The sequence below is a fragment of the Desulfuromonas sp. AOP6 genome (assembly GCF_009731355.2).
Taxonomy (GTDB): Bacteria; Desulfobacterota; Desulfuromonadia; order Desulfuromonadales; family SZUA-540; genus SZUA-540.
Map to the genome: position 1 here is coordinate 3,001,160 of NZ_AP022810.1, position 21,207 is coordinate 3,022,366.

General features: G+C 53.1%; 17 protein-coding genes and 1 pseudogene. 16 read left to right on the forward strand and 2 right to left on the reverse strand.

Annotation, left to right across the window (positions count from 1 at the left end; all coding sequences use genetic code 11):
- Nucleotides 1-124 precede the first annotated feature (124 nt).
- The 15 genes and pseudogenes from AOP6_RS14100 to AOP6_RS15405 form a co-directional block, all read left to right on the forward strand.
- On the forward strand, nucleotides 125-1,600 hold the full coding sequence (locus AOP6_RS14100; protein ID WP_155877362.1) for a PAS domain-containing sensor histidine kinase: 1,476 nt from the start codon (nucleotides 125-127) through the stop codon (nucleotides 1,598-1,600).
- A gap of 41 nt (nucleotides 1,601-1,641) precedes the next feature.
- Nucleotides 1,642-2,265: a carbonic anhydrase gene (locus AOP6_RS14105; protein WP_155877363.1), complete on the forward strand. Its 624-nt coding sequence runs from the start codon at nucleotides 1,642-1,644 to the stop codon at nucleotides 2,263-2,265.
- A 228-nt stretch (nucleotides 2,266-2,493) separates the two neighbouring features.
- Nucleotides 2,494-2,676, forward strand: a complete 183-nt coding sequence (locus tag AOP6_RS14110) for a hypothetical protein (protein WP_155877364.1) — start codon at nucleotides 2,494-2,496, stop codon at nucleotides 2,674-2,676.
- A 141-nt stretch (nucleotides 2,677-2,817) separates the two neighbouring features.
- Entirely contained in the window at nucleotides 2,818-3,882 is a 1,065-nt protein-coding gene (locus AOP6_RS14115) for a branched-chain amino acid aminotransferase (RefSeq protein ID WP_155877365.1), read from the forward strand.
- A gap of 340 nt (nucleotides 3,883-4,222) precedes the next feature.
- Nucleotides 4,223-5,329 carry a glutamine amidotransferase family protein gene (locus tag AOP6_RS14120; RefSeq protein ID WP_155877366.1) on the forward strand — a complete coding sequence of 369 codons (1,107 nt, stop codon included), beginning with the start codon at nucleotides 4,223-4,225 and terminating at the stop codon, nucleotides 5,327-5,329.
- Nucleotides 5,317-6,960, forward strand: a complete 1,644-nt coding sequence (locus AOP6_RS14125; RefSeq protein WP_155877367.1) for a glutamate synthase-related protein — start codon at nucleotides 5,317-5,319, stop codon at nucleotides 6,958-6,960. Before AOP6_RS14120 ends, AOP6_RS14125 begins: the two co-directional genes overlap by 13 nt.
- An 86-nt stretch (nucleotides 6,961-7,046) precedes the next feature.
- Nucleotides 7,047-9,359, forward strand: a complete 2,313-nt coding sequence (locus AOP6_RS14130) for an FAD-dependent oxidoreductase (protein WP_155877368.1) — start codon at nucleotides 7,047-7,049, stop codon at nucleotides 9,357-9,359.
- 217 nt (nucleotides 9,360-9,576) lie between these two features.
- Nucleotides 9,577-11,703 (forward strand): EAL domain-containing protein, encoded by a 2,127-nt coding sequence (locus AOP6_RS14135; protein WP_155877369.1) that lies wholly within the window; start codon nucleotides 9,577-9,579, stop codon nucleotides 11,701-11,703.
- Between the two features lie 96 nt (nucleotides 11,704-11,799).
- Complete coding sequence (locus AOP6_RS14140; RefSeq protein WP_213194617.1) at nucleotides 11,800-11,943, forward strand: hypothetical protein; 144 nt, start codon at nucleotides 11,800-11,802, stop codon at nucleotides 11,941-11,943.
- A gap of 220 nt (nucleotides 11,944-12,163) precedes the next feature.
- The gene (locus tag AOP6_RS14145; protein ID WP_213194619.1) at nucleotides 12,164-13,405 is read left to right on the forward strand and encodes a site-specific integrase; all 1,242 of its coding nucleotides are present in this window, start codon (nucleotides 12,164-12,166) and stop codon (nucleotides 13,403-13,405) included.
- A complete protein-coding gene (locus tag AOP6_RS14150) occupies nucleotides 13,405-15,042 on the forward strand; it encodes a hypothetical protein (protein WP_155877371.1) in 1,638 nt (545 codons plus the stop codon). Before AOP6_RS14145 ends, AOP6_RS14150 begins: the two co-directional genes overlap by 1 nt.
- The gene (locus AOP6_RS14155; protein WP_155877372.1) at nucleotides 15,029-17,356 is read left to right on the forward strand and encodes a hypothetical protein; all 2,328 of its coding nucleotides are present in this window, start codon (nucleotides 15,029-15,031) and stop codon (nucleotides 17,354-17,356) included. Before AOP6_RS14150 ends, AOP6_RS14155 begins: the two co-directional genes overlap by 14 nt.
- Nucleotides 17,357-17,779 carry a hypothetical protein gene (locus AOP6_RS14160; RefSeq protein ID WP_155877373.1) on the forward strand — a complete coding sequence of 141 codons (423 nt, stop codon included), beginning with the start codon at nucleotides 17,357-17,359 and terminating at the stop codon, nucleotides 17,777-17,779. It begins immediately after the preceding gene.
- Complete coding sequence (gene ttcA / locus AOP6_RS14165) at nucleotides 17,772-18,551, forward strand: tRNA 2-thiocytidine(32) synthetase TtcA (RefSeq protein ID WP_155877374.1); 780 nt, start codon at nucleotides 17,772-17,774, stop codon at nucleotides 18,549-18,551. Before AOP6_RS14160 ends, ttcA begins: the two co-directional genes overlap by 8 nt.
- A pseudogene (locus tag AOP6_RS15405) lies at nucleotides 18,552-19,037 on the forward strand (tRNA 2-thiocytidine(32) synthetase TtcA); the annotation flags it as partial. It lies immediately after the preceding gene.
- Here AOP6_RS15405 and AOP6_RS15410 read toward each other — a convergent pair.
- On the reverse strand, nucleotides 18,990-19,232 hold the full coding sequence (locus tag AOP6_RS15410) for a helix-turn-helix transcriptional regulator (RefSeq protein ID WP_213194623.1): 243 nt from the start codon (nucleotides 19,230-19,232) through the stop codon (nucleotides 18,990-18,992). The pseudogene AOP6_RS15405 and the gene AOP6_RS15410 sit on opposite strands and share 48 nt — an antisense overlap.
- 100 nt (nucleotides 19,233-19,332) lie before the next feature.
- Here AOP6_RS15410 and AOP6_RS14175 point away from each other — a divergent pair, with 100 nt between their 5' ends.
- Nucleotides 19,333-19,569, forward strand: coding sequence for a hypothetical protein (locus tag AOP6_RS14175; RefSeq protein ID WP_155877375.1), 237 nt, complete (start codon nucleotides 19,333-19,335; stop codon nucleotides 19,567-19,569).
- A 63-nt stretch (nucleotides 19,570-19,632) separates the two neighbouring features.
- On the opposite strand, the gene AOP6_RS14180 is transcribed toward AOP6_RS14175, so the two are convergent.
- The gene (locus AOP6_RS14180) at nucleotides 19,633-21,000 is read right to left on the reverse strand and encodes a hypothetical protein (RefSeq protein WP_155877376.1); all 1,368 of its coding nucleotides are present in this window, start codon (nucleotides 20,998-21,000) and stop codon (nucleotides 19,633-19,635) included.
- Between the last annotated feature and the right edge of the window lie 207 nt (nucleotides 21,001-21,207).

The window sequence follows — 21,207 nt, forward strand, 5'->3', positions numbered from 1 at the left end:
TATGCTATAAGGTTTCTTGATCGTTCTTCTTTCCTTTTGCAGAGACAGGCGCGGTCAATGATCTCCCTGGCGACAGACCACTAAACAGCGGCCGACCAGCTAGACCATTATAGAGGAAGTCCCTATGCCCAACCTCCTCGGCTCCCTTGGCCTTGAACATGTCCTGCAGACCATCCCCAGCGGCCTGTTTCTGGTCGACCCCAACCGCGTTATTGTCTATTGGAACGCTGAAGCCGAGCGCCTGACCGGGTATGCTGCCCATGAAATCATCGGCAAGCCCTGCACGGCCCTGGAGGGAATCGAATGCGATCTTACCTGTGGCCTGTTCAGCGACACCCTGCCCAAGCCGATTATCGGCGCGCGATGCACCATCAAAACCCGCAGCGGCGCTCCATTGGTCATGTGCAAAAATATTGACTATCTCAGAGACGAGCATGGCCGCATTGTCGGTGGCATCGAGTCTTTTATCGATCTCAGCAAACAGATTGAGCTTGAACAGCAATTACGCGAGCAGACGGTCCACCTCGAATCCACCGTACGGCAGCGCACCCTTGAGCTGGAAACCGAACGCACGCGTCTGATCACCGCCCTCGACGCCATGACGGACTTCGCCTACATCGCCTCTGCCGACTATCAGGTGCAGTTTATGAACAAAGCCATGCGCGAGGCTTTTGGTCCGTACCAGAATCGTCCATGCTACGTGGCTCTACTTGATCGCCAGGATCCCTGTCCGCATTGCCCCATGCAGCGTGTGCTGGCCGGCGAAACGGTCAAGGAAGAACGTTTTCATTCAGCCAATGGCCGCACCTTTGAGATCATCCATACGCCGCTGATCACCTCTGACGGCAGCACCCAGAAGATGGCCGTTTTTCGTGACATAACCGAGCGCAAGGCCGCCGAAGAGAAACTTCGCCACGCCAATCGTGAGCTCGATGCTTTTGTCTACACCGTCTCCCACGACCTGAAGACTCCCTTGACGCCCATTCTCGGCTACGCCGATTTTCTCCGCGAGGAATACGCCGACACACTCGACGAGCGCGCCCTGAATATACTGGCAGAGATAGAAGGACAGGGGCGCAAGATGTTGGCGCTGATGGAAGACGTTCTGACCCTCGCTCGACTGGGGCGGGTAGAGCCCCCGCGGAACCCGGTCGACCTCAATCGCATCATGCAAGACATATTGGATGATTACCACGCTTTGCGGCAAGAAATGAACGTGGGTATCCACATTGATCCCCTGCCCGCTCTTCGTATTCCCGAAACACTGCTGTCATCCCTTCTCTCCAACCTTATCGGCAATGCCCTGCGCTACGGAGCCGAACCGGGCGGCTCCATCGAAGTCGGCTGCATCAGTCAGAACAGCACGCACCACGTCTTCGTCCGCGATCATGGACCAGGACTGGACGATGAAGACAAAGCCCATATTTTCGACCTTTTTTACCGCTCCAGGGTCGCCCGCAACAGACCAGGCACGGGAATCGGCCTGACCACCGCCAGAAAAATCATGAGTCTTTATGAGGGGCAGATTCGTGTGGAGGACACACCGGGAGGGGGCTGCACCTTTTGGCTCGATTTCCCAACCTGCGACGAGTCTATTTAAGTTCAAGGTTTTTTACCTCAATTTTTGCCTATAGGATATTTATGGACCGTTTGTTCAAAGGACACATGAAGTTCAGGGAAGAAGACTTTGAAGGCCATCGCGAACTCTTCAAGGAGCTGGGCAGAACGCAGAAACCCCACACCCTGTTCATTGGCTGTTCAGACTCGCGGGTTGTCCCCAACCTGATAACCCAGACCCACCCCGGCGAACTCTTTATCGTCCGCAACGTCGCCAATATCGTGCCTCCCTACCGACAGACCGAAGAATATGTGGCCACCACCTCGGCCATCGAATATGCCGTGCAGGCCCTGGAAGTTGACACCATTGTCATCTGCGGCCACTCCAACTGCGGCGGCTGCGCGGCCCTGAACCTGCCGCCGGCAAAGCTGGACCACCTGCCTCATGTGCGCAAATGGCTCGAGGTTTCCAAAGAAGTAAAAGGCCGGGTCGATCGCCTGATGACGGACGATTCCCCCGAAGAACGAGAGTGGCTTACGGAGCAGATCAACATTCTGGTCCAGATGCGAAATCTTTTGACCTACCCCTATATTGAAGAGAAATACCGCAAAGGCACCTTGAACATCTATGGATGGCACTACATCATTGAAACCGGTGAAATCTATAATTTCAACGACGCCAAAGAAGTTTTTGAGTTGGTCAGCTGACTGCTTCTAGCGGGCCTGTTGCTTAACGACAGCAGGCCCGCTAGCAAAACACCTCCTCCCGAACCAATATTCCGCTCCCTCCCGACCCACCACCCTCCGGCACCCATAAGCGAAAACAATGGCCAGTCCATCCCTTAAATAGTATAATTTACCTTGACTATTACCCGGCGAGTGATAGATTACCTCTGCAAAGTCCTAAATGATCTGCCGCCATTAAAGGAGGGTCTCATGGAAGACCTATGGAAGCTGCACACCATGGAATATCGTCTTGCCGATTTGGCCGAAAGAGCCGAATACGAAAAAATCGTTCGCCGCTTTCATGAGGAGGAAAAAAACAGTCTCAGATCCCAACTTCTTTATAACCAGGCCAGTCTGCGCCCGATTAAAAAGTTAGAACCGGAGCAGGACTAAAATACCTCTTCCGTTTTATCAAAAGCCGACTCCATCTCATCCCCCCATGGGCAGTGCCAAAATTCTTGCCTGCCCCCGCTTTCCTGTGTTAAAAATTGCACTTTCCTACACATCCTTTACACCCTTCGGAGGTTTTCATTTATGGAGCTGCAAATTCTTCCCCTCTCCGGGCAGAAGCCTCGCGTTACCGACGAGAGCAAACTGGTCTTTGGCAAACAGTTCTCTGACCGCATGTTCATCATGGAATTTGACCGGCCCAAGGGTTGGCATTCGGCGCGCATCGCCCCCTATGCCCCATTCTCGCTGGATCCGGCCGCGCTGGTATTGCACTATGCCCAGGAAATTTTTGAAGGACTCAAGGCCTTCCGCCGCCCGGACGGCAGCATCGCCCTGTTCAGACCCATGGACAATATTAAGCGATTTAACCGCAGCGCCCGACGTATGTGCATGCCCGAGGTGGACGAGGCCTTCTTCTTCAAAGGCTTGAAAGAACTGATCCGACTGGAGGCCGACTGGGTTCCGCGCAGCGAAGGGACCAGCCTCTACATTCGCCCCACCATGATCGCCACCGAACCGGTGCTTGGTGTCAAGCCGGCAGACCAATACCTGTGCTACATCATTTTGTCCCCGGTCGGCGCCTACTACAAAGGGGGATTGAATCCTGTCAAAATCTGGATCTCCGATGAATACATCCGCGTTGCCCCGGGAGGTACCGGGGAAGCCAAAACCGGCGGCAACTACGCGGCCAGTCTCTATGCTTCAACGGAAGCCGCCGCCCAGGGATTCGATCAGGTTCTCTGGCTCGATGCCGTCCATCGCAAGTACGTCGAGGAGGTCGGCAGCATGAACATCTGCTTCCTCTATGATGGCAAGATCGTCACTTCTCCCCTCAAGGGCACCATTCTTGATGGCATCACCCGTCGTTCCATCCTCACCCTGATACGGGAAATGGGCCTGGAGATTGAGGAACGTGCCCTGTCCGTTGACGAAATCCTTGATGGGGCCGAAAACGGGCGCCTGCAGGAAGCCTTCGGCACGGGCACCGCCGCTGTCGTCTCCCCCGTCGGCCAGTTCACCTACCGCAACCGGACCGTAAGCCTGAGCCATGGCCGTATCGGGGAACTCACCCAGAAACTCTACGACACCCTGACCGGTATCCAGTATGGCCGCATTCCAGACCCCCACGGCTGGATCGAAATGATCTGAGCGAGTCTCAATCTCGTCTGCATCGATAAAACCTGTTCAGGCTCAGTGCCTGGACAGGTTTTTTTCGTTGTACTCACTCCCCCAGTTGAACATCCTGCCTAAAAATAAACCATCAGGTGAGTAACACAGAAACACACCTCGAAGCACTGCCCGTGTGATGACCATTGAGTGGCCTCCAGAAAACAACCGACACACATTTCCAAGTTATTGTTTTAAAAGGCATATAAAAACCTTTTATCATTCCTGTCTTTTGGTTTAATTGTTGGCCCACTGCTTGCATTTGTGTTATCGCGGCAATCTGAAAACGCGTCCGCCTTAACCCATGCCTGGAGGTATCGCCATGTGTCGTATCGGCGCCATTAAAAGCCGGAATTATGTCCACCCGAGCCAGGCCTTACTGCTCATGCAGTCCCAACAGAAGGGCCACGACAATTCGGGATTCGCCATGGTCATGCATGATCTTGGCGGCATCTTTGAGGGGTATAAACATCTGCCCACCCTCTCCCTTGCCTGTACCGACGAGGGCCTGAAAATCGCCGAAGACATCCTGCATGCCGCCGGTTTCCAGCGCGTTCTGCAGTGGGTACCCGAAACCAATGACCAGCCCGGCCTCGACATTATCACCATGCCCAACTACGTTTTTGAAACCTTTGACTACCCCAAGCACTACAAAAAGGCGGAAAAGCGGGAAAAGGAGGAACTCCTGCTCGACATGCGCCTTAAAATTCGCCTCGCCCTGGAAAAGGACGAGACAGGTTTCGTGTACTCCTTCTGGCCCGACGTGCTCACCCTGAAAGAAATCGGCGATCCGCGCGATATCGGCACCTATTTCAACCTGTGGGACGTGGACAAGCGCTTCATGGCCAAAGTCATCACGGCCCAATGCCGCCAAAATACCAACTACGACATCGTGCGCTATGCTGCTCACCCCTTCTTTCTGCAGGGCTATACGGCTCTGGCCAATGGCGAGAACACCTTCTACCTGAAAAACGTCGAGTTTCAGCAGAAACTCCACCGGGGTTATATCGGCTTTGAATCGGACTCCCAGTGCTTTCTCTACACCCTGCATTATGCTCACCGGGAACTTGGCTGGCCCCTTTCCTATTTCAAGCATGTCATCACCCCACTCCCTTTCGAGGATATCGAACAGCGTGACGACAAGGACTCTCTCCTCTCCATTCGCCAGTCCCTGGCCCACCTGGAGATCAACGGACCCAATACCATTATCGGGGTACTGCCGGACAACACCCTTTTCACTTGCTGCGACGCCAAAAAACTCAGACCCATTGTGGTAGGCCGCTCTGACGACATGGTGGTCTTCTCTTCGGAAGTCTGCGGCATCAACGAGATTATGCCCGACCGGGACTGGGAAACGGATATCTATCCCCACGAGCGGGAAATCGTGGCAATCGATGAGAACCTGGAGGTTCACCGATGGAGACAATGAAAATTCAAGACATCACCCCTAACGACCTGCCCTGGAAAATCCGCTACGATGCCAGTCGCTGCACCTTGTGCGGTTCCTGCGTAGCAGCTTGTTCCTTCCGGGCCATCGTCCCTAAGGTCGAGCGGCGCCGCCTGGTCTTTTCTGAAGGGGACCTGCCTGAACCAAAGGCTCGCTTCAGTGCCGTACCCGTCATCCGCCAGGCCCACTCCATCAAGAACTACTGCCGCGGCTGCGGTATCTGTGAGAAGGTCTGTCCCAACGATGCCATCGGCCCCTTGCGCAACGTGGACAACCGCCACCCTATCGTCACCCGCTGCCTGGGAGGTGATTCCATCAAGCGCGGCGGCCGCAAGAACCTGGAGGGGACCGTCCGCACTCTCGACCGTCTGCGCGTCGGTCGCATCTCCCAGATGACCGATCCCAGCCTTGACGCCCAGCGCCACACCTTTGACCTGCTGGCTCCTTTCGGCCGCATCATGCCGGCGAACAAACTCCCTTTCGCTGTCAACGAGACCGGCCAACTGGCCGCCTCAGGGCAGACACCGCCGGTGCGCTGGATCTACCCCGTCATCATCGGCGACATGTCCATCGGTGCTCTTTCCTGGCGCATGTGGGAAGCCGTAGCCATGGCCGTCGCCTATCTCAACGAAGAGTGCGGGCTGCCTGTACGCATGTCCTCGGGCGAAGGCGGTGTGCCGGAACGCCTGCTCAAAAGCCGCTATCTCAAATACATGATCCTGCAGATTGCCTCCGGCCACTTCGGCTGGAACCGTATCGCCAAGACGATGCCCCACATGATCGAGGATCCGGCCGGTATTCTCATCAAGATCGGCCAGGGCGCCAAACCCGGTGACGGTGGCCTGCTCATGGCACAAAAGGTAGCCGAACATATCCAGGCCATTCGCGGCGTCCCCAAGGCGGACCTGCTTTCGCCACCCAACCACCAGGGACTCTACTCCATCGAGGAGAGCGTGCAGAAGATGTTCCTTTCCTTCAATGCCGCTTTCAAGTTCCGCGTGCCGGTTGCCATCAAGGTCGCTGCCTCGTCCACCTCGGTATCGGTCTTCAACAACCTGGTGCGCGACCCCTACAATATCGTCGGCGGCTTCTTTCTCGATGGTATCGACGGCGGCACCGGCGCCGCTCACGAGGTCTCCCTGGACCACACCGGCCACCCCATCGTCAGCAAACTGCGGGACTGCTACCTGGCGGCGGTAGCTCAGGGTCGCCAGGGCCAGATTCCCCTGTGGGCGGCCGGCGGTCTCGGCAAGACCGGCGATCTGGCCGCCGACGCCTTCAAGATGATCTGCCTGGGCGCCAACGGCGTCTTTACCGGAAAACTCATCCTGCAGATGGCCGGCTGCGTCGGCAACGAAATGGGCCGCTGCAACGCCTGCAACACGGGTCTATGCCCCGTCGGCATCACCACGCAGGAACCGGCTCTGGCCCATCGCCTCGACGTGGAGAGAGCGGCCCAGAACATCGTCAACTACTTCCTGGCCATGGATCAGGAGCTGAAAAAGCTCATGGCCCCCATCGGCAACTCGTCGCTGCCCGTTGGCCGCGCCGACGCCCTCATTTCTACCGATCGGGCCGTGGCGGAACGGTTACAGATCCAATACGTATGTTAAGTCTGTGAGGGGAGGGGGATTGAAGAGTGCGGCGAAAAAGCCTCTACTCATCACGCCTCACGCCTCACGCCTGACAGGAGATTTCAATGGCGGCCCAAATTATCGGTTTCGACGAAAAAAAGCAGCGCATTTCCACCCAGAAACTGCTCCAGCAGATCTATGCCTCCCTGGAAAAGGGCGAGACGGAGTTCGAAATCCTCTCCTCCGGGCATCACAATATTGGTGGCCCCTTGTGGACTGCCGACGGCGCGCCCCTGCGGTTCAAGGTGAAAAACCCCGGTCAGCGCGTCGGCTCTTTCGGTCTCGACGGCACCGAGATCATCGTGGAAGGCTCTGCCCCCGCCGATGCCGGCTGGCTTAATGCCGGCGCCACCCTGGTTATCAAGGGGGACGGCGGCGACACCACGGCCCACTGTGCGGCCAGCGGTAAAATCTATGTGGCCGGCCGCGTCGGTACGCGTTCCGGTTCGCTCATGAAGCACGACCCGGCCTACGAGCCCCCTGAATTCTGGGTTCTGAAAAACACCGGCAGTTTTTCTTTCGAGTTCATGGGAGGCGGCCTCGGCATCGTCTGCGGCATCGACTGTGAAGAAATGGACTCGGTCCTGGGCGATCGGGCCTGCATGGGCATGGTCGGCGGTACCATCTATGTGCGCGGACCCGTCCGTGGCCTTTCCGATGACGTCTGGTTGCTCGACCTCGACGAGGCAGACCAAGCCTTCCTGAAAGACGGCCTGCCCGTCTTCCTTGAAAAAGTCGACCGCCTCCATCGCCTCGAAACCCTGACCGACTTTTCTTCCTGGCACAAGATTGTCGCCAAGACCTATGAAGAGCGACAGGTACACCACCGCATCACCATGCGGGAGTTCCGTCAGCAAAAATGGGTGGAAGGCGGCATCTTCGGTGATGTCCTTAAAGACGACTACCAGCACGTCGCCGGCCTGGTCAACAGCGGCGAAGACCGTCTCAAAACCCCCCGGTGGCAGGACAAAAAATACGGCGCCCCCTGTCAGACGTCCTGCCCTTCATCCATCCCCACCCAGGAGCGCATTAAGCTGCTGCGGCAGGGCAAGGTAAAAGAAGCTCTTGAGCTGGTCCTGCATTATTCGCCTTTTCCGGCCAGCGTATGTGGAGAGGTCTGTCCCAATCTGTGCATGGATGCCTGCACACGCCAATTCCTTGATCGCCCCGTCGCCATGAAAGAGCTCGGTCGCCTGTCGCTGGAGGCCGAGTCTCCTCGCCCACAAGCGGAGAGTGGTAAATCCGTCGCCATTATCGGCGGTGGCCCGGGAGGGCTCTCCGCCGCCTGGCAGTTACGCCTGGCCGGTCACCAGGTCACGATTTACGAAGCCGACCAGGAGGTCGGCGGCAAGCTGCGACAGGCCATACCCTCGTCACGTCTACCGGAAAACTCTTTGAAAACAGAAATCGCGCGGGTCAAAGACCTGGGGATCACCATCCACACCAACATGCGGGTAGACGCGAATAAATTTGAGGAGATCCGCAACAGCAGTGACGCCGTGGTCATCGCCAGCGGTGCCCACAATGCGGTCATTATCCCTTTCCCGGGCCACGACCGCCTCGTCAAGGGGCTGGACTTCCTCAAGAAGATCAACGCCGGCCATCGTCCGGACGTCGGCGACAAGGTCGTGGTTATCGGCGCCGGCAACGCCGGCATGGACGTCTGCCTTGGTGCCTACGCCATGGGCGCCAAAAAAGTTACCGCCATCGACATCCAGCGCCCGTCCGCCTATAAACACGAAATCGATGGGGTCAAAGCCCTTGGCGGGGAAATCCGTTGGCCCGTTTTCACCGAGAAAGTGGACTCCAAAGGGTTGTGGACCAAACACGGCGAACTGATCGAGGCCGATACGGTCATCATCGCCATCGGTGAGCGCCCTGACCTCTCCTATATCCCCCGCGATTGGCTTACCGATCGCGGCATGATGGATGTGGACGCCTGCGGACAAGCGGTCACAGCCCCAGGGGTTTTCGCCATCGGCGACACCATCAAGCCGGGCCTTTTGACTCACGCCATCGGCCAGGGGGCTGATATCGCCGGAATGATCAACGACTACTTGGCCGGAAAAGAACTGGTTCCCGTTAGGAAACCGGTGGTGATTCCCCAGAGCTGCCTGTCCAAGGAGCTCTTCCGGCCACAGAACCGCGGTCGCTTATGTGTCACCGACGCCAAGGCCGAAACCGGCCGTTGTCTCTCCTGCGGCACCTGCCGTGACTGCTCCATGTGTCTGGAAGCTTGCCCTGAGGGCGCCATAAGGCGGCTGGACAAGGATGACGGCACCTTCGAATATGTATCGGACGACCACTACTGCATCGGCTGTGGCATCTGCTCCGGCATCTGCCCCTGCGGCATCTGGGCCATGGAACAGGTTGTCTAAGGTTATCCGATCCGGCTCCCGGGGCAAATCATTTACCCCGGGAGCCGGCACCATCCCTTCCCCCGTTGCCTTCCGGCATAAATCTCCAGCTGTCTGCGAGCCCTTACAGCAAAAACCTTGACCCCGCGGGGTTTTTGCCTTAATTATTGTACTGTGATCCTGCAGGAAAAGCCCTCCTTCCCTTCATAAACCAAGCGTCTAAAACCGACGGAGATCCATGACCACCAACTCGCCATTACGAAAGCCCCTGATCCTTGTGGTCGATGATGCGGCGGTCATGCGGGAATTCTGTCGTCAGGTTTTGACGCAGGCCGGCTTTGATGTAGCCTTGGCGGAAGGGGGAGGGGAGGCTCTCGATCTCTTTGCTCTTCTCAAGCCCGATCTCGTCCTTCTCGACGTCGTCATGCCGGGCATGGATGGCTTTGCCCTCTGCAGCGAGCTGCGACTGCGTCCTCACGGCGCCGACATCCCCATCATCATGGTAACAGGCCTGGATGATCCCGAGTCGATTCAAAAGGCATTTGAAATCGGCGCCACCGATTTCATCACCAAACCCATCAATGAAACCGTGCTGGCCAATCGCGCCCGCTACGTTCTGCGGGCCAACAAGGCCTTTTATGAACTCGCCGAGAACAAGACACGATTGGCTACCGCACAGCGCATCGCCCGCCTGGGATATTGGGAACTTTCTCCAGAGGAGAACCTCTTTCGGTTGTCAGCCGAGGCCAGCTGCCTGCTGGGACTTGGACTGTCTTCGATGCAGCTCAACTATGGCGACTTTTTCAGTCATATCCACCCAGAAGATCTGGCTCGGGTCAAGGATGTCTTCCGATCCTCGCTGACGGCTCGCACCCCGTTCAGCCTTCACTACAAGGCCATTCTGCCCCAGGGACACGAGCGTATCATTTTTAGTCAGGGCGAGTTTTCCCACGATGCGGAAAAAGACAGCCCGCCCCTGGTTGGCATTATTCAGGATGTCTCCGCCTTCAAACAGGCGGAAGAGCAGATTCGCATGCTGGCCTTTTACGACAGCCTGACCGGCCTCGCTAACCGTCTACTATTCAAGGACCGCTGCGAACAGGCGCTCTCCTATGCTGCGCGGCATGATCGCCTGGCGGCGCTGCTCTACCTGGACCTCGACCGATTCAAACGCATCAATGACACTTTCGGCCATTCCATCGGCGATCTCCTTCTACAGGAAGTGGCCAGACGCCTCAACCACTGTCTACGCCGCACAGACACTGCCTCATTTATTGGCACTGCCAGCCTGGACTCCTGTGTTTCGCGCCTGGGGGGCGATGAGTTTTCCATCCTGCTTGGCGATTTGGGCAGTTCCCGCGATGTGGCAAAGATCGCCCGACGCATCATCAGCGCTGTCTCCCAACCCCTTCATCTTGAGGGCTTCGAATTGTGCGTCACGACCAGTGTCGGCATCAGCCTCTTCCCTACCGACGGCGATACCGTCGACGCTCTGCTCAAAAACGCCGACACAGCCATGTATTACGCCAAGGACCAAGGACGGGACAACTTTCAGTTTTATCAGGAATCGATGAACGCTTCGGCTCTTGAGCGTTTGGGTCTTGAGCGGGATATTCGCAAGGCCCTTGAAAGGGACGAGTTTCAACTCTATTTTCAACCCCAGTTGAGCAGCGATACCGGCGAAGTTGTCGGGGCCGAAGCGCTGATCCGCTGGAACCATCCAGAACGGGGTCTTATTTACCCCGATGAGTTCATTCATATTGCTGAAGACTCGGGCCTGATCATCGCCATCAACGAATGGGTGCTGCGGGCTGCCTGCAAGCAGAGCAAATCCTGGGCCGAGGCCGGCTATGGTCGCATTCGCATTGCCGTCAATCTCTCCGGCAAGAATACGACCATCCTGCAGATCGCCGAAACGGTGACCCGCGCTCTGCGGGAAAGCTGCCTTGACAGCCACCGCCTGGAGCTGGAAATCACCGAGAGTACGATCATGCAGAAGGAAGAGGAGACCACCGCCGCCCTGCACATGCTCAAAGACATGGGGATGCAGATTGCCATCGACGACTTCGGCACGGGCTATTCTTCCCTGAGCTATCTGAAAAATTTCCCTATCGACACGCTAAAAATCGACCGCTCCTTCATCACCGACCTCTCTCCCGGCAACAAGAACGCCGCCATCATTAAATCGATTATCACCATGGCCCACAGTCTCGACCTCAACGTGGTCGCCGAGGGCGTGGAAAACAAGGACCAGCTCGCTTTTCTGCGCAAACTGGGGTGCAACGAAATCCAGGGCTTCCTTTTTAGCGGCGCCGTTCCCGCCGACATTTTCGTGGGTCTGCTCAAGCGGGATCACGCCTGGTAGCCGACGCCCTTTTCCCTTGATCCCTTCCCCCCCGATCTGTTTTAATCCGTGGGCGGCATCCACCTCCGACGCCGACTCTGTTCCCTGGAGATCGCCTTGCCCGTTCTAGAAGATAAACTTTTTCAGCGCATCAAAAAACTTGCCGGTAAAGCCATCGGCGAGTTCAACCTCATTGAAGAGGGGGACCGCATCCTCGTCGGCGTCTCCGGCGGCAAGTTGTGTCTGGTAGCTTATCTGTAAAGCAATATTTTCCTGTATATCCGCCACCGCAGCAATATTCCATTTCTTTTGACAGCAAAAAATAAGTTACACAACAATGTCTTGTGGATGACACGCCTCATGGCGAGAGACATTACCCCTTCCGGCACCCCATTTCTTCCTTTACAAAACAGTACTTCCTCCCTATTATGTCAAAACCATTTATAGCCGGCGGGGTTTTGTTAAGCATATGGATGCGGTATTGAAACGTTACAAGTGGAACAAGAAGACCTTTTTCGCGATCGTCGATAAGTTTTCTTGCCCAGTTGATCCCTACGCCTCGGTCTACCTGAATACCCTCACTCATTTCAGACTGAGCACACAGTCACGATACGGAGGGGAACTATTGTTTGCGCTCAAATACTTCAATTCAAAAGGCATTGACCTAACAGAGCGAGCGGTCTCTGGGAAGTTGCTCACCATGAGCGAGTACACCTCCTATTACGAGCACAGTGCAAAAAATGCTGGACACAGCAGTAATGAGAAGGTCGTTCCACTGTTTGCTAATTCCGAAGACAAATCACTCCGAAACATTCTAGCGTCGAACACATTTCTAATTTCAAAAGTCTCCAATGGCACCCATCGGGGCCGTATCCATCGCCTTCGAATGTACCTGAACTGGTTGTTTGAACAGTTCCACGACCCGATTTCCGTTCGCCAGAACATTGAAGATCAACTCAACAAGCTAACAATGAAGATGATTGCCGATGAGCAGTCCCTAAGATCTAAGGAGGATCAACAAACACGCCACCCAGAGGATGACGCAATACCGCCGGAAATTTTTTGCAAGATGCTTGAGGTTATTCGTCCGATTTCCCCGAACAACCCATTCACCGAGCGCAACCGCCTGCGGAATTATTTAATCGTAAGCATTTTTCTCGACACGGGGATTCGGCGAGGCGCTCTGGCAAAACTAAAGTGTTCTGATCTGCGCTCTGACCAGTCTGGTTCGTCTCTTTGGATTTACCCGCACCATGACGACTCTTCGGATCCAAGACACGAAAGACCAAACCAGAAGACCAAGTCTCATCTCGCGAACCTAAAACCAGAGCTCATGGATACGTTGCTTTTCTATATCGAGCATGTCCGGAATGAGGTACCTGGAGCACTTAATCACGACTTCATATTTGTCAGTGAAAGCAATTCCAGGGGAACGCAGGGGCAGCCGCTTGCCGCGAAATCAATCAATGACATGTTCCTCACGCTTTCGAAAGTGCTGAATCATCGATTACACCCGCACCTCCTTCGACACATGTGGAACGACATATTCGATGACAAAGCCGATTATCAGAATTCCACATCAGGCTGGATTGAAGATGCCAGAAAGTATGCGATGGGCTGGTCGGCAAATTCAACGATGACGGACACCTATAACGATCGAAGAACGCACAAAAAAGTGCGCCAGATCATGCAGAAACATCAAGATATGGTGGATGCAAACTAATGATTAGCGTTCTGGCCGCCCAAGCAAGGGTTTATGAGCCACAAACACTGACTGCTAAAAGCGGTTTAACTGTCGATATAACGGGCAACGAGTGGCAGTTATTGCCAACTCCCGCTAAAGGATGGAAGTTTGATATGAGCTGGATCTGGAATACCTCTATTCCAGATCTGGACAGGTCTCACATGTTGGCCGTATACTCGCACTACGCCAGAACAAAGGCAGCCAACACGACTACAACGGTTGTCACCAATACGAAATCTTTAATGTTATTTGGAATCCCAGAGCTAGTTGCTCTACGCGCCAAATGGAGCGGTCTTCCAACACACCAAAAGAAGGGCCTCAATCAATTTTTTGGCACCTTGAGCAAGCTCGGTTACCGGGAGTATAAAGATCACCACGCCTTTACCAAGGCCAACCTAGACCCAGAACGTCCACAGATCTTCGATCCCCAAAAGGGTGCTCTTAGCGAACTGGAATTTGACAGTTTCTGTGCTTCACTGAACTTACGACTGCAGCTTTTTGACTGGCAGGTTGAGCGCCCGCTAGAGTTTTTTCAATCAAAATATTTGTTTGGCCCAATCAGGGCCGCCGTAAGCAACAAGTTATTAGCAGCGACGGTGCGCAGGCCTATTCAGCTATCGATGCTCAAGTGGAGCGATGTGCTTCCCGCTGGCCGTCGGTTTGACGATCCACGCATCGATCCATCCCATGAAGTAGGAAACCTTGGAATCGACCAGCTTCAGATAAGGTTTTTCCATGCAAAAGGTAACGGAATATCTTGGAGGACGACACCAGAAAAGCATCCTATCCCTCTAAATGCTAAGAACTCTGAGATCCTTACCAATTACAAGCGACTCTACATGCATGGCGTAAGGAGTTTACTGAAAAAAAACGGATGCAGCATTTCGCATCAGGAGTTGAGCAGTACGGTTTCCGACATGCCAGTTTTCATCTTCGTGGACTTCTTCTCGCTGGAGATTGCATCACAAAACGACCTTAGTGCACTTTTCAACGACAAATCTCGTGCCCTGCATTTCGGCGAATCCACAATAACCATGAGCACACGACACGTCAGCGTTGAATCAAGCAGAGTCGATTGTTGCACAGTGACATCAAACAGAATCCGTCATACGGTCCTGACGCGGGGCGCTCAAGCGGGCTTAAGCGCAATAACGCTGGCAAAGATAACAGGCGTTACAGTGCCTGCGGCGAGACACTACATTAACCTTGATTACAATTCGCGCCTGATGATTGACGATCTGTACGTCGGCTCTGATTTTCTGGCGGCTGTTTTCAGCAAACCGCTGGAACAGGTTTCGAACGATGAGATCGAAGTTCTCGACCATGAATTCAATGCGGTCGGCGGCTTGCGTGACAAACAAGGCTGCACTCCATGCTCGGCCACTACGGGACGTCCTATTGGCTGCTATGGCTGCAACAACTTCCGACCGATCCTGGAAGCCAACCACGGCAAAGTGCTGGAATTCGCAGTGCTGAAGCTTGAAGCGAATAGCAAAAATCTGCTTTCGCCTGAAGAAAAGCTCAGTGTCGAAAAGCTTGGCAAGCAGGTCAAATGGATTAAGCTGACCATTAACGTCTGCAACCAGGTACTGGAGACTCGGCGTGGCATTGAATAAGTACCTCGATCGTACCGAATCGCTGATTAAGCAATACAAGGAAGTCGCCACATTCGAACAGTTCCAGACCCCCACAGGGGACTACGCAACATTTGATGATCTTATCTGGTTCTATGTCGACCCGAACACAGGCCATAAAACTCGTATACTGACAGGACGACACGGCACTAAAGGACGCGGTCCTGCCGGTTCAGGCGCTGATAATGTACTGCCAAAACCATACGGTGACCTTGTCAAGGTCTTCATTATCGAATGCTTTAATCTCTCGATCTCTAATAGAACAAAAACCACTTGGGTTGGCTATGCAAGAAAATTACTTTCTTCCATGCACGGCCACCTCTACCAGCAAACCCCCTCCTCCATCATTGACTGCATCCACGGCTGCCGCGTGTATTTTGTCATACCGTTCATCAATTTCTGTGAAAAGCATGGGTTAGTTCCAAAGAATTCTCAGCGGCTTCGGTCTTTTATCAAAGATGCCCGCGATCGAACTGGTCAAGAGGCGGACTCACAAAGAAATCAAAAAATGGCTAGTGAAGACACCATCAAAGCCATTGGGGCCGTCTATGCCAAAACACTAAACAATCTCATCAATGAACGCCCAGAACCTGGCGACTTTCGTGATGCGCTTGCCTCCTTCGTGGCACTACTTTGCTTAGCGGCCCCGAACCGAGCAAGTGCTGAAGTGCCACTTCTTCCAAACCAGAAACTCATGTCCTACTCCGAAGGTGATCGGCCCAAAGTTTTTTACATGGACTGGCCTGGCAGCAAAGGCTTTCAAGACAACCGCAACCATATACTTCGAGACCTCGCACCCCTGGTTGAAAAGGGTCTCGACTACTTCTCCGAAGCCTGTCAGCCTGGCCGTATCCTTGCTCGTTACTACATAAACCCAGACCAGAAGCTTTGCACGCTGCTTGGCGACTTCCCTATCGAATCTGAAAGAAAAGCACGTCTTGAACTCGACAAAAAACCGCATCTTTTTCAGTTGGGTTACGCGCTAGGCTTTTACGGAATTGATGACGAGGTTTACGTCTATTCAGAAGATAGTAGCTACAAGAAGAGACATTGCAGGCTCAAAACGAGCGATAACTTGTCCAAGCGCACCTCTTGTTGGCGACCAAAAAAAATCGCAGATCTTCAGACGGAAGATTTGATCTCCTCCAATGCCGTGAAGAATCCAGCTCGGCCTGGCTTGTACAAGCTACTGAATTGTCATTTTCAGGGCAAATATGCAAAGAAGTTTGATCCAGATAACAACCGCCTGATTACCGTTGAGAAAATCGAGGGTTTATTGTTTGATCTCCACAGAAATTCCTTCCCAAGCTTTCCATTTGGCTTTTCGACCGGCGGTCAAACCCAAACAAAAATGGACGGCGCGCTTTTCTGTGTTTTAGGCTACCAATACTACGGCCAAGGAGCCATTAGAAAGGGGGGTGGAACACCAGGCGGATCGAACTTCTATACGCTTCTGACCCCCGCAAGCCTAGCTCAAAACGCTGCTAGGGATATCGGTCGTAGGGGTTTGCTTTTCACACGTCGTGGTTTTTCCTCACGTCTTTTTTTGAATTACCATCAACTTCGTCATTACACCAATACCCTGGCTGACAGAAGCGGCATACCCAACGAAATCATTACGGCCTGGTCTGGACGAAAAAGTTGCGAACAGACGTACGAGTACATCCACACGAGTCACGCTGAGCGCACTTCCAGAGTTAAAGAAGTTCAGGCAACGGCAAACGAGACCACACAACCAATTCGCTGGGTTTCAAGAGACGACATCGAAAAAGAACTTAACCTGCCTGCAAGTGCGACATCTACCGGTGTTTGCGTCCAGAATCTTATCACGAGCCCTTGCGACTACCTCAACGACTTTATTTCAAGCTGTTTCCTATGCCCTAGCTCATGCCATGTGGCTGGAGATCAGAATGCAATTGATGTCCTTGACCGGGACCATCAGTTTCAATGCCGACGGCTGGAAACCATTGAGAAGGACAAGCGCTTGACCGTTTCGATGACAATGCAGGACTGGTTCATCACACACACGCGGAACACAGGCATATTGTCACAACTTATTCAATTGATGAAAGAGACACCCAAAGAAACAGTCATTACCTTCAACTTGAAGCTTGCGCAATTCAACCTTGTGAATGTTCGAACAAAGCAGATCGAACATGTCGCGGCGAAACTCTCTAATACCGAACATGCCCTCAGTAAGGCTCTGGAGCGACACAAAAAGTCTAAGAATCAACCAGAACCCAACAGAGAACTGACAACATTATTGGCCACATACAACCTCACGGAGATCGGTTAGATGGCTTCACCCAGTATCACGACACAAGACCAACGTCGAATCGAACGCCTGATTGCCAATTGGAAAGGGAAGTTGAGTTGGAAGCTGCTTACGAAAGCAGTTGAACTACAGCTTGGAATCAAGACCACACGTCAAACACTGTGCACATACACAGGCATTTACAACAAGTACAAAAAACAAAAGGCCGACCTTCGTGGAGTTACACCAGAGGTCACTTCGCGCATCACACGCGCAGATGTCGCCGCTCAAGAGCGTATTGCTCGGCTTGAAAGAGACGTCAGAGACCTCGAAGAAAAGAATGCTCAGCAGCTACGCATGATTGACAGGATGCTCGCCAACGCATCATCGATCCCGAATTTAGATCTTAGGGAGCTAGTAAAGGAACGGCCGGAAGAATTAAAAAAAGGACCCAGGCATGAGTAAAGCCAGTGAAAAGAGCTTAAACCTCATCTATCGGAATGTCGGCAGGGCAGTAGGCGACTATCAGATGATCGAGGATGGCGACAAAATTCTGGTTGGGATAAGCGGGGGGAAGGACTCCTGGACGCTGTTTCACACCCTGCTACGGTTGCAGCGACGTGCGCCGATCCGCTATGAACTGATCCCAGTTACAATCCATCCGGGCTTTGGATCGTTTGATTGTGACCCTATCGCCAAGGAAGTGGCACGCCACGGGCTGTCTCTTCACATTGAGACCACACAAGGGGCGGAAATTATCGAGCAGCACCTGCGTCCCGGAAGTTCCTACTGTGCCTTCTGCGCCCGTTTAAGGCGCGGCGCCCTCTATGGGGTGGCTGACAGACTACAATGCAACAAAGTGGCGCTGGGGCACCATTTGGATGACGCGATCGAAACCCTGCTACTCAATCAGTTCTACTCTGGCACCCTAGCCGCTATGAGTGCCAAAATGCTCGCCGACAATGGACGTCATACAGTCATCCGACCGCTAATCTATGTTGAAGAGAAATGGATTAAGGAATGGGCATCAAGCGTGATGCGTCCCCTGGTTGGGTGCGGTTGTCCGCAAGAGGCCCTTGACGACCAAAAGCGGCAAAAGATAAAGGCACTGCTCAGCCAGCTGCAGGACGACATTCCGCACATCAAACAAAGCCTGCTCAATGCCCTGCGCAACGTTCAGCCTCGCCACCTGCTGGATGGCAACCTCATCAGTGGTTCAGGAAAGAAAAAAACCTAGGGAGCAACCAAGATCGCCCTTGGCCACCACATGGATGACATCGTTGAGACGATGTTTCTGAACATGTTCTTTCAGACCAAGTTGTCAGCCATGCCGCCAAAGCTCCTCAGTGACGACAAGTGCAATGTTGCTATCCGGCCATTGACTTACTGCCGGGGGAAAGGACATCGCACAGGTTATACGCGACCGGGCGTAGCCCATCATCCTGAAAAACCTATGCGGCTCTCAAGAAGATCTGAAGCGACAAGCTGTAAAGGCAATGCTTAGTGAGTGGGACAAAGACCAATCGGACCGTGTAGCTAACATCTTCAGAAGCCTGCAAAACCTGAAGCCATCGCAACTTGCCGATACGGCCTATTCGAATTCAGTTCGCTGCATATCAATCCACTTTTGGCAACCCAAGAAGAGAAAAGAAAAAGCCTCCCTCTCACGAACTCTTCAACGGCAAGCTATGACAGCCTTTTCCACTTCAGAAACAAGGGTTGAGGGTCGGATACGAAGAGCTTCACAAATAAGAAAAAGAGTCCTCAAGCTGGGCTGGCGTAACCCTCTCTCCAACAGAGAAATGTACGTCCTATCTAAACCGCACTGAAGGGCTAAAGCCTCTTGGGAGAGTTTTGCTTCCGCTCTCTTCCCTTTTAGCACAGTCCCAAAAGCTATTTCCAAGGATGCAACACTCATATTGTGTGCATCCTAGATTTCCCGTGACTGTCAGTCCACGGACTATAGTCTTCTTTTATGATTTCTGATATACTTTTTCAAAACAACAGGGGAGAGAGAGATGACTGCTGAGGATAGACCCAAGGAACAGAATGAGCGTATTACTACTGGATTTAAAATTTCGAAAGTCTTGGCTAAGCGTATGGAAAATTATCTTGATTCGCCCAATTCGGGAGTGAAATCAAAAACCGAACTTTTCAGTCGAGCGTTGACTGAGTACCTGGACCTTGAAGAGAAAATCATAGATGAACTTGAAAAAGAGAGGGAAAAGATTAAGAGACGTCTGAGAGGGTTGTGACGATAGAGGGGGCCTGCTCTTGGCAAATCCTGTTCGCCACCTAATCAGAGGCGTAGAACGTGCTTAATTATTTTCAAAATGGATAGTGAAGGTTTCCTGCCGTTTCCCAAGAGTTCCGTCCTTGCGGAATCTTGTACCATAGAGCTGAAAGTTGATTTCCTTCTCTGTGGCAATGACACTGGTGGCATTGATTCGAGCCCGGACCGTTTTCCCCCGCCACTTGAGAACTACGATATCCCCTTTTTCGATTCCGATGACGTCTCGGCAGAGTTCAGACTTTTCTTGCTCAAGAGAATTTTCCCAGTCCTCTAGATAGTGCTCTAATTCTCGCCATGCATGTCTAGCCTCAAAGAACGCACCCTTTCCGTCTTTACCGAACCACAGCCGATCAAGAAGAGCCAACCGATCACTTGGAATAGATTTTTCCATGTCATAAAATGAGGAGACAAACATCCCAAGGATATCTTCAGCGTCTTTAAGATTGCGCAAGCGGTCTGCGTAAGGACGTAACTTCTCCCTGCCCAAAGCTGCTGGGAGATGAACATCCTGTTTCGACAACAGCTTTAGTGGAAGAAGGTGCTGAAGAGGGAGGCGAATTGTTTCTACTCTGATCGGTCCAGAATCCCATAATTGTCTCACTTCGCCCTGAAGCCAAACATCATGGGCTGACACACATAGCAAAGTCTTGGCATTGGCAAATTCACCTGGTGAGCTCGCGTACCGAATCGACCACGCCTGCTCAGAGTCCGAGAGCTCAGATGCAACATGGGAAAGCTTGTATTCTCTCACAAGATGAACTAGATGAGAAATCCTCTGTTGCAATAATGGGGAAAGGCGAACAATGATAGTCGGCACGCTGCCGTATAGACTTCCGTTTTTTTCTGGAGGGAATAACAGCACCTGGCTCTTTGCCAGAGGGAGGAGTTTTTCAACTAGCCCTTTGAGACTTTGAAGGGCACCAGCGAGGGTTGCATTCAAATCACTATTATTAAGCCAGTCTTCATATTTATTCTGAATCAGAATCAAGATTTGCGCCGCAAGGTCTGACTCAAGGGATCCAATACCATCATGTCGTAGCTCGCACGCGATGGGATGGGCTCCGCCAGCCCTAATTTCCTTGAGAGCTTGTTTCATAAACCCTAGCTGCAATACCGAGAGCTTGATCGTCTCTCCGGCCTTTGTGGTTTTCTGGTGTCTTGTAGAAATCTCTCTTTGGGATTCTTCCTTGAAGGCCTTAAGCGGAGGCCGCTTCAGGATTCGACCTGCCTTCAATTTTGCCCAGTATCCTCGTGGTGGCTTGGGAACCTGGAGTCTCTGGCAGAGTTTTCCAAGAGCAACATCCGAGATCCCGAGGTCTTTTGCCACTTCGCTCGCAGGGCGTTCCCAAATAAGAGCAAACAAAGCTTCACGATTTATCTTTTCTTTACCCATCCTTAACCCAAATCGTTTGTCGCCAGTAAAATTGCACGGGAGATTTGAAAGTTAGATCCTTCAAGAACGAAAAGAACTGGTCGAAAAATTGTATCAAATTTTGAGTATCATTTGGGATGAGCTCTCACATAGGACGATATTAAGGAATGCTGAGAAGGAAAAATCGGCAGGAGGCTCAATCTGACGCAAAGAAGAAAAGTCCGGGAA

What these genes read in the sequence shown, in the direction of transcription:
- AOP6_RS14100 (WP_155877362.1), top strand. Translation starts at nt 125, where the DNA reads ATGCCCAACCTCCTCGGCTCCCTTGGCCTTGAACATGTCCTGCAGACC.
- AOP6_RS14105 (WP_155877363.1), top strand. Translation starts at nt 1,642, where the DNA reads ATGGACCGTTTGTTCAAAGGACACATGAAGTTCAGGGAAGAAGACTTT.
- AOP6_RS14110 (WP_155877364.1), top strand. Translation starts at nt 2,494, where the DNA reads ATGGAAGACCTATGGAAGCTGCACACCATGGAATATCGTCTTGCCGAT.
- AOP6_RS14115 (WP_155877365.1), top strand. Translation starts at nt 2,818, where the DNA reads ATGGAGCTGCAAATTCTTCCCCTCTCCGGGCAGAAGCCTCGCGTTACC.
- AOP6_RS14120 (WP_155877366.1), top strand. Translation starts at nt 4,223, where the DNA reads ATGTGTCGTATCGGCGCCATTAAAAGCCGGAATTATGTCCACCCGAGC.
- AOP6_RS14125 (WP_155877367.1), top strand. Translation starts at nt 5,317, where the DNA reads ATGGAGACAATGAAAATTCAAGACATCACCCCTAACGACCTGCCCTGG.
- AOP6_RS14130 (WP_155877368.1), top strand. Translation starts at nt 7,047, where the DNA reads ATGGCGGCCCAAATTATCGGTTTCGACGAAAAAAAGCAGCGCATTTCC.
- AOP6_RS14135 (WP_155877369.1), top strand. Translation starts at nt 9,577, where the DNA reads ATGACCACCAACTCGCCATTACGAAAGCCCCTGATCCTTGTGGTCGAT.
- AOP6_RS14150 (WP_155877371.1), top strand. Translation starts at nt 13,405, where the DNA reads ATGATTAGCGTTCTGGCCGCCCAAGCAAGGGTTTATGAGCCACAAACA.
- AOP6_RS14160 (WP_155877373.1), top strand. Translation starts at nt 17,357, where the DNA reads ATGGCTTCACCCAGTATCACGACACAAGACCAACGTCGAATCGAACGC.
- ttcA (WP_155877374.1), top strand. Translation starts at nt 17,772, where the DNA reads ATGAGTAAAGCCAGTGAAAAGAGCTTAAACCTCATCTATCGGAATGTC.
- AOP6_RS15410 (WP_213194623.1), bottom strand. Translation starts at nt 19,232, where the DNA reads ATGAGTGTTGCATCCTTGGAAATAGCTTTTGGGACTGTGCTAAAAGGG.
- AOP6_RS14175 (WP_155877375.1), top strand. Translation starts at nt 19,333, where the DNA reads ATGACTGCTGAGGATAGACCCAAGGAACAGAATGAGCGTATTACTACT.
- AOP6_RS14180 (WP_155877376.1), bottom strand. Translation starts at nt 21,000, where the DNA reads ATGGGTAAAGAAAAGATAAATCGTGAAGCTTTGTTTGCTCTTATTTGG.